Below are 11,325 nucleotides of genomic sequence, written 5' to 3'. Positions count from 1 at the left end.
CAACGACTGTGCTCGATGTCCGATCCATGCCTGATCCATGCCTGATCCAACGCACCTGGTCCGCGACGGCTCTTCGCGTACGCGAAAGCCGCACCCCCCAATTCGCGGCGGGGCACGTTCGCCCGCCGCCGGAACACCGACGCAACGGATTGGAACACCATGGCTGGTGCGATGCTTCTGAGCGGTGCGATCGCCGCTCTCTTCGCCACCGCGCTCCCCGCGCACAACCCGTCCACCGGGATCGTCGACCCGCCCCCGGACAAGATCGTCATCAAGGTCGCCACGGTGAACGGCTCCGGCTGTCCCCAGGGCACCGCCGCCATCGCCGTGTCCCCGGACAACACCGCGTTCACGGTGACCTACAGCGACTACCTCGCCCAGGTGGGAGGCAACTCCGATCCCACCGCGTTCCGCAAGAACTGCCAGCTCAACCTGACCGTCGCCGTGCCCGGGGGCTTCACGTACGCCATCGCCAGCGCGGACTACCGCGGCTTCGCCTCGCTCAAGGCGGGGGCGACCAGCACCGAGAAGGCCTCGTACTACTTCCAGGGTTCGCCGAACACGGCCTCGATCACGCACCCCTTCAGAGGCCCCTACGACGACAACTGGCAGGCCACGGACACGACGGAGTGGGCGCAGCTGGTCTGGGCGCCCTGCGGTGTGCAGCGGAACTTCAACATCAACACCGAACTCCGCGTGAACGCGGGCACCTCGGCTCCCGGCAGTACCAGCTTCATGACCATGGACTCGACCGACGGTGACATCAGCACGATCTATCACCTGGCCTGGAAGGAGTGCCCCAGCTCCTGACCCGACCGCCTCGGCCGGCTCCACCGCACCGGAGTCGGCCAAGGCACGGCATCCGCGCGTACGATCCTGTCCGTCTTCGTGGCCGCCGGCCGGATACATCGTCTGGTCCGATGAAAACATGGCCCCGAACGAGGGGTGTGTGCTCGCTCGATCCGGTGCCCCTGGCGGGTGAGGGCGTACCACCGGCGCACGCGCCCCGTTGCACGGACATGGACAGCACATTCGCCACAACGGGGCCCTTCCTGGGCCGCGAGGGTCAGGACCGGCCGTCCGTCGAACTCGTCGGCGCCCACTGGACGGACCCGCCGATCTACGCGGCGCTGGTCGCCGACTGGCAGGCCCGCGGACGCGTGGTCCCGCGGCGGCACGAGGCGCGTCGGCCCGGCTTCACCGCCCTGCGCGTCACCGACGTTCGCCTCCCCGGTCCCGGGCGGCATCGAAGCGAGGGTCCGGGGCCGAACGGTTACTGAGGGGCCCTGCGCGGCCACAGGCTCGGCCGTATCTGCCCTCTCTGCCGTCTCTGTCGACCCTGCCGTCCCTGTTGTCTCAGCCGAGTCGATCGCGGCCCGGCCCGGGACGTACCGCGCTGCCGACCGGGCGTGCCCGTTCCCCGTTCACCAGGGCGGAGAGCATCTCGGCGGCCTGATGGAGCGCCACCTCCAGGGCGGTCGGGAGATGCAGGGCGCCCTGGCCGTCGGGCGGAACCAGCCAGCGCAGCGTGCCGGTTGTCCGGCGGGGCGAGGGCACCGCGATCCAGGATCCCTTCCCGGAATACCGGATGTCCTGCCCCACCCAGTAGCTCTCCGGGTCCGGGGGAAGGAAGAACCCGACCCGGTGGGCGCCGAAATCGGCGAGCGTGGGGCCGGGCATCGGCAGCGGGAGGCGCAGAAGGGCGTCCAGGGCGAACAGGCCGATCTCCTCCGGCACGCTGAGGACGTCCCAGAACCTGCCGGCCGGCAGCAGCGCGGCACCGCTCGCCCCGTGTTCCCATTCGCGCTTGCAGGCCCGGGGGTCCACCGCGGCTGCTGCGAGCCACTCCACGGCTTGTTGGTGGGGAGCGCTTCTCATGTCTCTCCTCTTCGACCGCAGGTCCGTGTGAGCGGACAGTGATACCCCCTCCGCGGGCGCGGCTCCGTGCGCCATTCCCGAGGCGATGCCCAGAGTCATATTCGTAGATATATCTATCCATTGGAAGGGGTGGCGCGCCGTGGCGTTTGTCCGTAGAACACCCGAACTTCGGACGCGAGTTCGGTCCTTGGGTGTGAGTGGGAGTGTCGTCGCGATGGCCGGAGTCTCCTCGCTGGCCTTACTGGCGCGAACGTGCCGGCGAAGTCTCCCTCGACGCTTCCGATTTGCCGGCTTCCGATTTCCTGGCTTTCGGCCAACCCGCTTCGGGCTTCCTCGCAGAGACCCGTTGGCGCCGCTGGTGAGAACCGCGCGCAGTCTGAACTACGGCGCAGGGGAGTTCCTCGGCCCGGCCGATGCGGATGACGACGACGTCTGACGGATGCGCTACCCCACGGTCGGGACCGCCTGCCCACGCAGGACCATCAGTGAGCCCTCCAAGGCCGCCACCATGGCGAAGGGAAACCGGTCGAGCTCAAGACAGAGCTCAACGTCATCGGGATGGACTCCTTTTCGCACCCCCTCCGCCAGTTCGGCGGCGGCTCGTGACTCGGCGGCGCGGCGGAGGAACCCGGCGGCATCCGTCCCGGGCTCGGTGGTCCTCCGGGCGATGTACTGAGCACACGCCAGGTCTTCATCGGCCTGCCCGTCCTCGCCGGTGACCACGAACGTGACACTCTCGCTCCCGCGCGCACGCAGGACCTGAGCCGTTGCCTCCGCCACCACGAAGCCGGCGCACAGCACGAGCTGCGCCTCCTTGACCGCCAGGGCACCGACCGTCCCTGCCGTGGTCTTCTGCACAACGGTCCGTCCGCCGAGGCCGATCGACCGCAACAGGCCCGGGGAGTTGACGGCGTCGAACCCGGGCGCGGGCGGACCGTCCTTGAGCGCCACCCAGTCCGGATGGCGGGCCTTGAGCGCCAGGGCTTCGTCCAACGACTCGGCAAGAACGATCTTCTCCGCGCCCTGGGCAAAGGCCCAGGCAGCCACCGTGTACGCACGCATGACGTCGACCACGACCGCCACGGACGGGGTTTCGACCAGATCAGCGATGCCGAGAAAACGAGTGTCCATTCCGATCATGATTCCGCACGCCCGACCCGAAGCGCCCGGAGAGTGGTACGCCTCATATCGGCGGTCTCGACAACGGCGGGTCGGAACGGTGGGTCAGAACCAGCCGGTGCACTCGATGGCGCCGCCCGGGCCGTTGGTGCCGCAGGCTCGCATGACGAGGCCGGCGTCGTTCCACTGGGTGGTGTACGCGTCGTTGCCCGAGGTGATGGTGGTGAACCCGAGCATCGGGGACCAGGTCGCGCCCCCCGTCGGCACTGCGGTCGACCCAGATCTCGTCGCCGGGAGCGCCACCGATGATGCGACCCCAGGCGCACTGGGTGGTGCCGTTGTAGCGCAGCTCCACGGCGCGGCCGAAGACAGTGGTCGACTTGGCCGTCCAGGCGCCCGTGGGGTTGGGCTCCGTACCGTCGCCGCAGGACGTGTTGCTCTCCGCGCCGGCCAGTGTGCCGCCGATCTCCGGATAGTCACCGCAGGACGGAACATCCTTGAGCACGGCCGGACCCTGTACGAACAGGTTGCTGATCCAGCTGTGGTAGTCCGGCAGGAACGACCAGACGTTGTTCACCATGCCGTCGACCGTGGCCCGCTCGCCCACCCGCTGGCACAGCACGCGCGCCTGTACGGAGATGCCGTTGCCGTTGGTGAAGTTGATGCGGCTGCTCGTGTTGGAGTCCTGCCGCAGGTTGGGCTGGCCCCAGGTCTTGTGGTACGAGCCGTGGCCGTCCCAGGACCAGACCATCGGTGTGACGTCGGCGTGCGGGCGGAACGCGCCCTGGTAGCACTCCCAGCGGGCGCTGATGTTGTTGACCTGGATCTGCGCGCCCGACTGCGGTGCCTCGACCATCTTGCCGTTGCCGAGATGGATCGCGACGTGCGTCGGGCCGAATCCCGTGGCTCGACGGCCGCCTGTGCCGCGGCGCTCGCACCGGACTGGAGCGGTGCGTACCCCGTGGCGGCGGCCGCTGGAGGGGCCGAGACGGCCGGCAGGCCGAGACTTACCACCGTCACGAGCGCGGTCACGAGGAGCCGTATGCGGCGACCCCATGACCGCTGTCCCCGCTGTCCCCGCCCCGTTCTTCCGGACTCCGTTCCTCCGGACCCTGCTCTCGCGGTTCCTCGGATTCTGCGAACTCTGCTGATCACGGCACGCACTCCCCCTGGTGTCGGTGGTCTCCCGCGAACGTGCGGACTCCACCCGCCTGCCGGTCCCTGTCATCTGTCAGGATGCGAGCCCCCGCCGCGGCGGCCCGTCAGTGACCGGGCCGGCCGCGGGACCGGCGTACCCCTTGACTTCACAAGACCCCCGCGCCAGATTCCTGACTCCGCATCAGAACCGGGACGCCACAGACAAGTTGCCTCCCGGGGCACAGCACGTCCTCATCTTCCTTCGCCCTGTTGGAGTGCTGCATGTCGACGAACGCGGATCCTGCGAGACGTACCGAATCCCCCTCACGGCCCGGCCCTGCACAGCCCGGTCCCTTCCAGCCCGGCCCGTCGCGGCGCCGGGTGCTCGGCGCCGCGACGGCGGGCGGGCTTGCCCTCGCGGCCGGCCTCCCGAGCGCCGCCGACGCGGCCGAACTGCCCCTGCTCGGCACGTACGACGTCGTCGTGATCGGATCCGGAGCCGCCGGGATGACCGCAGCGCTGACGGCCGCGAAACAAGGACTGAGCTGCGTCGTCGTGGAGAAGGCGGCCACCTTCGGCGGTTCGGCCGCGCGCTCCGGCGCGGGAATCTGGATTCCGAACAACCCGGTGATCCTCGCCGCCGGAGTCCCCGACACCCCGGCGAAGGCGGCCGCCTACCTGGCCGCGGTGGTCGGCCCGGACGTCTCCGCGGAACGACGGCAGGCATTCCTCGGGCAGGGCCCCGCGATGATCTCCTTCGTGCTGGCCAACAGCCCGCTGCGCTTCCGCTGGATGGAGGGGTACAGCGACTACTACCCCGAGCTGCCCGGCGGACTGCCCGGCGGTCGTTCCATCGAACCCGCCCAGCTCGACGGGAACATCCTCGGCGCCGAACTCGCCCGGCTGAACCCGCCGTACCTGACCGTCCCGAGCGGCATGGTCGTGTTCAGCGCCGACTACAAGTGGCTCGCGCTCTCCGCGGTCAGTGTGAAGGGCGCCGCCGTCGCCACCGAATGCCTGGCCCGAGGCACCAGGGCGGCACTCCTCGGCCAGAAGCCCCTCACCATGGGCCAGTCACTGGCGGCCGGCCTGCGCGCGGGACTGCTCGCGGCCCAGGTGCCGGTCTGGCTGAACACCCCGCTCACCGACCTGTACACGGAGAACGGAGTCACCGCGGGAGCGGTCGTCACGAAGAACGGCACCCCGGGCCTGATCAGGGCCCGGCGGGGAGTGATCGTCGGCTCCGGCGGCTTCGAGCACAACGCGGGCATGCGCGCCCAGTACCAGCAACAGCCCATCGGCACCGAGTGGACCGTCGGAGCCAAGGAGAACACCGGCGACGGAATCCAGGCGGGCCGCCGGGCCGGTGCCGCGCTCGACCTGATGGACGACGCCTGGTGGGGCCCCGCGATCCCACTGCCTGACGAGCCCTACTTCTGCCTCGCCGAACGCACCCTTCCCGGCGGGCTCCTCGTCAACGCCGCCGGAGCCCGGTTCGTCAACGAGGCGGCCCCCTACAGCGACGTCGTCCACACCATGTACGAACGCAACGAGACCGACCCGGACATCCCGGCCTGGCTGATCGTCGACCAGAACTACCGCAACCGTTACCTCTTCAGGGACATCGCACCGACGTTCACGTTCCCCGACGCCTGGTACGGGTCCGGCGCCGCCCACAAGGCCTGGACCCTCGACGCTCTCGCCGCGAAGATCGGCGTGCCCGCGGCCGCCCTGCGGGCCACGGTCAACCGCTTCAACGGCCTGGCCCGCAACGGCACGGACACCGACTTCCACCGCGGCGACAGCGCCTACGACCACTACTACACCGACCCCGCGATCCTCCCGAACTCCTGCCTGGCACCTCTGTGGCTGGCCCCCTACTACGCCTTCAAGATCGTCCCGGGTGACCTGGGCACCAAGGGCGGTCTGCGCACGGACGCCCGGGCACGCGTACTGCGCCCGGACGGATCCGTCATCCCCGGCCTGTACGCCGCCGGAAACGCCAGCGCGGCGGTCATGGGCCACAGCTACGCCGGCGCGGGCTCGACGATCGGACCGGCGATGACCTTCGGCCACATCGCGGCACGGGACATCGCGGCAGGGGCCACGGCCTGAACCGCGGGACACGATCCACGGAACAGTCGCGTCACCACGCCCGGTGCGAGCTCCGGCGGGCGAGCCAGACCGGACGGACCCGGTCGGCTCACCCGCCGGAGCTCGCACAGATGACTTCCGGCGGCCGGAACGAGCGGCCGTCGGCGGACTCCTCGTCCACCTGGACGCGTACGGTCTCCAACTGCCGCAGCAGCGAGTCGAGATGCTGCTTGGAGGGATCCCGGAAGAACTCCAGGACCGCACGGTGGAAAGCGTCCCGGAGTTCCGGCGGCATCACGTCCGACGCGTCGAAACAGAGCGTACGGGCGCGTGAGTTGAGCAGGTCGTCGATCTCCTGCTCGACGGGGTTCGCGGGCACCGCGGGCGGCAGACCGGCCGTGTTCGGGAACAACGGGCGCACCCCCGGGTCGGCCTCCGACTGCCAGCGCTTGCGCCCGGCCGGGCTCGACAGCCGCTCCACCAGCTCCTGGGCCGCCGGGTCGTCGCTGAAGACGGCAGCCATGTCGCCCGCGACCTCGTACGTGTCGCGGAACTCGGCCCGCCCGCCCAGGAACCGGGCCGACGGCTCCACACGGACGTCCTCGCTCGCGTACAGGTACCGGATGAAGGCGCTCTGATGCTCGTACGTGCAGTCGAACCCGGGGGAGTCCAGCAGCCCGCGGGGCCCGCCCGGCCCGGGCACTCCCTCGTACGACGTGGTCAGGGACCGCTCGATCGACTCCGGCGAGCGGTCGCCGAGCAGCTCCGCCCAGGTCGTCCAGGCCTGCCGGACCGCAGGGTCGAGCCAGCTGAGCCTGCTGGTGGCCCACTCCTCGTAGACGGCCGGGCCCGCCTGGTGGAGCAGGATGTCCTCGATCCAGTCGGTGCCCGGCCAGCCCGAGGTGGCCTGAGAGGCGAGCCCCACGCACCATGCCGGATCGTCGCTGGACGTGCCCTCCTTGCTCCACACCAGACTCTTCAGATCAACCTTCAGCGGCACCCAGTACGTACGGCGCCTGCCGTCCACCAGAAGCGTCGGCGCCCACGGCGGGTACGCGCGCTCGGCGGTCTCCTCGACCAGGGGCTTCAGCTCGTCGCGGCGCGCGTACTCGGTGAGTTCGCCGATGCTGTTGAGGATCGCCACGTCGGGCGGGGCGTCCGCCTCCAGCTGCGAGACGAGCGTCTCGCGCAGCGAGCGGGTGCCCTCGTACGTGTACGTCCTGCCGGTCCCGTCGTCGAGCCGGTTCAGCGCCGCCTCGAAGGCCTTGCCCTCCTCGCCGGTCCACGGGCCCAGCACGACGAGCGGGTCGGGGGTGTCCGACGTACAGCCGGGGACGAGCGTGAGCAGACAGACAGCGAGGACGATGCGCAGGCCACGGCTGGCGGCACGGTTCACGGGTCGGCTCCCGAGTCGGTTCGCGAGTCGGTTCACGACACGGCTCCCGGGCGGGCGACCACCAGATACTCGCGCCGGTACGCGTGCAGGGCACCGCCGGCGACGACCGCGCTGACCAGGCCCGCCGGGAACACGAAGGGCGCGACCCCGTCCAGGAAGGCGAGCCGTCCGTCCGACAGCCCGTCGTCCATGCGCGCCTCCAGCACCTCGATGGCCCGCGGGTCCGGGCCGTCGAACGGGCGCTCCTCCGCGATCGTCTCGGTCTGGGGCGAGGTCCGTTTCGCGAGCGCGTCCGCCAAGGGGACGGCCTCCTTCTGCGCGTGCCGCGCGAGCAGCGCGTCGGTCGTCAGCAGTGGTACGGCGAGCAGCGGCAGGGCGGCGACCACCAGCGGGACACTGAGCCGGATCCGGAAACGGCGCCGCAGGAACGACACCGTGCGCCAGAGCCCGGCGGCGAGCAGCACGAGGGCGAGTCCGCAGACCACGGCGGCGACGAGCACGGTCCCGCTCCAGTCGGCCCGGTCCGCGAGCCGCTCGCGCAACTGCCGTTCGAGCCCGGCGACCCGGTCCACGATCGAGGTCGCGGCGGAACCCACCGTGGGGCTGCACGGCGGATAGCGGTCCTGGCGGTCCGCGACCGCGACCGGCGTCGAACAGAGCATGCTGCGCGCGTACGTGAGCTCCGCGTCCCGCAGCACGGGGTCGGCCACGTGGTTCTGCGCCCGGCCGATCCAGCCCGTGTAGTCCACCACCAGCGCGGACACCACACGCAGTTCCTGTTCCTCTGCCACCGTCAGGGCTCCGCTGCGCGTGACCTGGTTCAGGCTCTGCGTGGCCCGCGCCACCCGGGTCCGGTACCGCTCGCTGAGCCCGCTGAGCTCGGCGGCCCGTCCTTCGGCGAGATTCTCCTCGGCCTCGCCCTGTGCGATGAACAGTGACGCCTTCGCGTTCGCGAGACCGACCAGCGCGGGCGCCAGCCGGTCCCGCACATACGCGGAGTCGTCCCGCACACCCGAGTAGGCCCACCCGAGCGTCCCGAACGCCACCACGGCGAGCAGCGGCAGCGCGACGAGCCGCTCCCGCAGGTAGGCGCGGTTGCGACGGCCGGCCGCCGACGGCCACACGTAGAGCCAGACCCGGCGGGCGAGTTCGGCCGCGACGAGACGTGCCGCCCGCGCGGCACGCAGGACCCGTGCGGGCGGCACGGCGTCGTCCGCCGCGGGCTGCGGGTGCGCGGCTCCACTCACTCGCGAGCCGTCCGGGTGTTCTTCCCCGGTGCCGACGCCGAGGGCGGTGCCGGTGGCGGCGTACGGGCGATCGTCCGGAGCCAGGTCGTGACTCTCTTTCCGAGCCATGGGCTGTCCCTGTGGTGTCGGAAGGCGAGCGGGCGGACCTCGTAGGCGCGGTCCAGCAGTGTTTCGGCGACGGCCGCGTCCTCGGGCGAGGCGGAACGGGCGGCCTGGTGGGCGAGGGTGAGGTAGAGGCGGGAGAGGGCCTTGCGCAGACCGGGCCCGTCGGACGGGAGGCCGAGCCGTTCGTCTGCCCCCGCGGCCAGCGCGGCCAGGCCCGCCGCGTCGACGGCACCCCGGGCGAGCGCGCCCCGCACGGCCTCCCACACCTCCGCCGTCATACGGACCCGGGCCTGCTCGTCCGTCAGCCCGTGCGCGTGGAAGAGCCGGGCCAGCCGCTCCAGCACCTCACGCAGCCGCTCGGTCACCTCGTCGGTGCGCTCGGCGGTCCGCACATGCTCGACGCCGACGCGGACGGCGGCCGTGCGCGCGGCGGTTCGGTGCCGCGAATGCTGCGGCACGACGTCCAGGGCCCGTACCGCGTCGTCCCACGCCCGCTCACCGCCCAGCGCCAGGCGCGCCCGTACCGCGCCGAACGCCGCACTGCCCAGCGACGGATTGCGCAGTCGTACGGCCTCGTAGAACGTCAGTGCCTCCTGCCACCGGCCGAGCCGCTCGGCGCAGTAGCCGAGGGCGAGTTTCGGCGCGTACTCGCCCGGGATCGCCGCGAACACCGCGTCGAAGTGCCGCCGGGCCACGGCCACTTGGTCCCGGCCGAGCGCGAGCAGCCCGCGGTGCCAGTCGAGCCGCCAGTCGTGAGGAGCGCGCTCGGCCCCGATCAGCGTCTCGGCGGACCGCAGTTCGCTCTCGGCGGCCGCCGTCCCGCCCCCGGCACCGCGCAACCGCAGTCGGCAGCGCAGCAGATGAACCTCCGGCGAGTCGCGCCAGTCCCCGGTGTGCTGCAGCAGCGCCTCCGGCGCGGCGTCGGCCAGCCTGCTCAACTGCGCGTGGTGGTAGTCGTGCCGGTCGGGCCGCGGTACGGGCAGCCGCTGCGCGGCCTCGGAGGGCGACGGCGGCGCGTACGGGGCGGGAGCGTTCGGTGTGGCCCACCGGGCGAGGGGCGGCGCGGAACCGAGGGCCGCGTCCAGCGCGTACGACGACTGGAGGAAGAGCGGCGACGGTTCGAAGGTCTCAAGGCCGGTCCGCAGCGACCGTAACTCCCGGAAGACGCCCCGCAGTTGCTCCTCCATCTCCCGTGCGGTCGCGAACCGCTCGGCCCGCTCGCTCCGGGTCGCGCGGTGCAGCACCCGGACGAGCGACACCAGACCGAGCCCTACGGGAGGTGGCGCCGTCATCGGATGCGTCTGCGCGGTCTCGGGCTCGCCGCCCGGTGCGCCGAGCCCGCCGATCACGTCCAGGTGGCCGAGCTCCGCCAGATCGTCCGGCGATCCGCCGAGCCCGCTCAGCCGCCGCAGTGTCTCGCCCAGGCTGAACAGGTCGTCCTGGCCGGTGGATTCACCGCTGCGGCCGACGGTCGGGGCGCGGTACCCCTCCGTGGTGTGGCCGGGCAGACCGGCCATACGGACGCTCCCCACGTCGATGATCTTCGTGGTGGTGCCGTCGTGCATGACGTTGTCCGGTTTGAGGTCGCCGTAGACCTTGCCGGGCCAGTCGCCGTGCAGATACCCGAGTGCGGCCAGGAGCCGTATCCCGTAGGCGAGTACGAACTCGTGGAAGCGGCCGCCGCCGAATTCCCCAGGGTTCACCTGCGCCCGCGCCCGTACCTCCTCCAGGGTGAGCCCGTCCACGTACTGGAGGACGAGGAAGTCACCGATCTCGGGATGGTGCCCGTAGTTGAAGACGCGGATGATGTCGTCGTGGCTGAGGTCGACCAGCGCCCGCCGTTCCTGGGCCAGGGCCTCCGCCGCGGCCGCTGCCTGCTCGCCGCGCAGCACCTTGATCGCCACCTCGCGGTTGTCGACCTTGGTGTCGAGCGCGAGGTACACCTCGCCCATACCGCCGTAGCCGAGCGGGCGGATCATCCGGTACTGCCCCGCGAGCATGTGCGGCGGCGGCAATGGCAGTCCCTCCGGGTCGCTCCCGCGGGAAGCGGCGCGCTCCAGCAGCGTGATCGAGGGCAGCAGGACGGGGTCGGGATTCTCCTCGGGCAACTCGACGCGCGCGGCCCGCAGGATCACCGGTTGCTGTGGCGCGATGAAGAACGGCTCGCTGGATTCCGGCAGTTCACCGGTCGCACCTCTGCCCGCAGCCCCGTCCATGCGTCCTCAGAATAGACGCGGGGGCCCTGAATGGCTGCGGGCCGAGGCGAAGATGATGTGCGGAAGTGACCCCGAGCAGGTGTCCCACCGTCTCGGGTCGGGAATTCCGTGCGTGATCTCGGGCCGGCTGCCC

General features: G+C 71.2%; 9 protein-coding genes. 3 read left to right on the top strand and 6 right to left on the bottom strand.

All coding sequences use genetic code 11. The features are described 5' to 3' along the window. The first annotated feature begins 159 nt into the window (after positions 1-159). Positions 160-810 carry a DUF4360 domain-containing protein gene (locus ACZ5VQ_RS33175; RefSeq protein WP_469108172.1) on the top strand — a complete coding sequence of 217 codons (651 nt, stop codon included), beginning with the start codon at positions 160-162 and terminating at the stop codon, positions 808-810. Positions 811-1,019: 209 nt separating this feature from the next. Continuing rightward, the gene (locus ACZ5VQ_RS33170; protein ID WP_469108171.1) at positions 1,020-1,280 is read left to right on the top strand and encodes a hypothetical protein; all 261 of its coding nucleotides are present in this window, start codon (positions 1,020-1,022) and stop codon (positions 1,278-1,280) included. A 76-nt stretch (positions 1,281-1,356) separates the two neighbouring features. Here the strand turns inward: ACZ5VQ_RS33170 and ACZ5VQ_RS33165 are convergent, their stop codons facing one another. The 3 genes from ACZ5VQ_RS33165 to ACZ5VQ_RS33155 all read right to left on the bottom strand — a co-directional run bounded on the left by ACZ5VQ_RS33165 (position 1,357) and on the right by ACZ5VQ_RS33155 (position 3,853). Then, on the bottom strand, positions 1,357-1,878 hold the full coding sequence (locus ACZ5VQ_RS33165; protein ID WP_469108170.1) for a hypothetical protein: 522 nt from the start codon (positions 1,876-1,878) through the stop codon (positions 1,357-1,359). Between the two features lie 444 nt (positions 1,879-2,322). After that, positions 2,323-3,009 (bottom strand): 2-phosphosulfolactate phosphatase, encoded by a 687-nt coding sequence (locus ACZ5VQ_RS33160; protein ID WP_469108169.1) that lies wholly within the window; start codon positions 3,007-3,009, stop codon positions 2,323-2,325. A 52-nt stretch (positions 3,010-3,061) separates the two neighbouring features. After that, on the bottom strand, positions 3,062-3,853 hold the full coding sequence (locus ACZ5VQ_RS33155) for a DUF2690 domain-containing protein (protein WP_469108168.1): 792 nt from the start codon (positions 3,851-3,853) through the stop codon (positions 3,062-3,064). Between the two features lie 563 nt (positions 3,854-4,416). On the opposite strand from ACZ5VQ_RS33155, the gene kstD reads away from it, so the two are divergent. Continuing rightward, the gene (gene kstD, locus ACZ5VQ_RS33150; protein ID WP_469108167.1) at positions 4,417-6,249 is read left to right on the top strand and encodes a 3-oxosteroid 1-dehydrogenase; all 1,833 of its coding nucleotides are present in this window, start codon (positions 4,417-4,419) and stop codon (positions 6,247-6,249) included. Between the two features lie 88 nt (positions 6,250-6,337). Here kstD and ACZ5VQ_RS33145 read toward each other — a convergent pair whose 3' ends face one another. From ACZ5VQ_RS33145 to ACZ5VQ_RS33135, 3 genes are read right to left on the bottom strand one after another with little or no spacing between them, the layout of a single operon-like run. Further along, positions 6,338-7,624, bottom strand: a complete 1,287-nt coding sequence (locus ACZ5VQ_RS33145) for an alpha-glucoside ABC transporter substrate-binding protein (protein ID WP_469108166.1) — start codon at positions 7,622-7,624, stop codon at positions 6,338-6,340. Positions 7,625-7,656: 32 nt separating this feature from the next. Next, on the bottom strand, positions 7,657-8,979 hold the full coding sequence (locus ACZ5VQ_RS33140) for a hypothetical protein (protein WP_469108165.1): 1,323 nt from the start codon (positions 8,977-8,979) through the stop codon (positions 7,657-7,659). Continuing rightward, on the bottom strand, positions 8,868-11,192 hold the full coding sequence (locus ACZ5VQ_RS33135; protein WP_469108164.1) for a tetratricopeptide repeat protein: 2,325 nt from the start codon (positions 11,190-11,192) through the stop codon (positions 8,868-8,870). The genes ACZ5VQ_RS33140 and ACZ5VQ_RS33135 overlap by 112 nt, the downstream gene beginning before the upstream one ends. Positions 11,193-11,325 lie beyond the last annotated feature (133 nt).

This window comes from Streptomyces sp. NPDC033178, from assembly GCF_055577685.1.
This window is presented reverse-complemented; position numbering and strand designations above follow the sequence as displayed.

What these genes read in the sequence shown, in the direction of transcription:
- ACZ5VQ_RS33175 (WP_469108172.1), top strand. Translation starts at nt 160, where the DNA reads ATGGCTGGTGCGATGCTTCTGAGCGGTGCGATCGCCGCTCTCTTCGCC.
- ACZ5VQ_RS33170 (WP_469108171.1), top strand. Translation starts at nt 1,020, where the DNA reads ATGGACAGCACATTCGCCACAACGGGGCCCTTCCTGGGCCGCGAGGGT.
- ACZ5VQ_RS33165 (WP_469108170.1), bottom strand. Translation starts at nt 1,878, where the DNA reads ATGAGAAGCGCTCCCCACCAACAAGCCGTGGAGTGGCTCGCAGCAGCC.
- ACZ5VQ_RS33160 (WP_469108169.1), bottom strand. Translation starts at nt 3,009, where the DNA reads ATGGACACTCGTTTTCTCGGCATCGCTGATCTGGTCGAAACCCCGTCC.
- ACZ5VQ_RS33155 (WP_469108168.1), bottom strand. Translation starts at nt 3,853, where the DNA reads ATGGTCGAGGCACCGCAGTCGGGCGCGCAGATCCAGGTCAACAACATC.
- kstD (WP_469108167.1), top strand. Translation starts at nt 4,417, where the DNA reads ATGTCGACGAACGCGGATCCTGCGAGACGTACCGAATCCCCCTCACGG.
- ACZ5VQ_RS33140 (WP_469108165.1), bottom strand. Translation starts at nt 8,979, where the DNA reads ATGGCTCGGAAAGAGAGTCACGACCTGGCTCCGGACGATCGCCCGTAC.
- ACZ5VQ_RS33135 (WP_469108164.1), bottom strand. Translation starts at nt 11,192, where the DNA reads ATGGACGGGGCTGCGGGCAGAGGTGCGACCGGTGAACTGCCGGAATCC.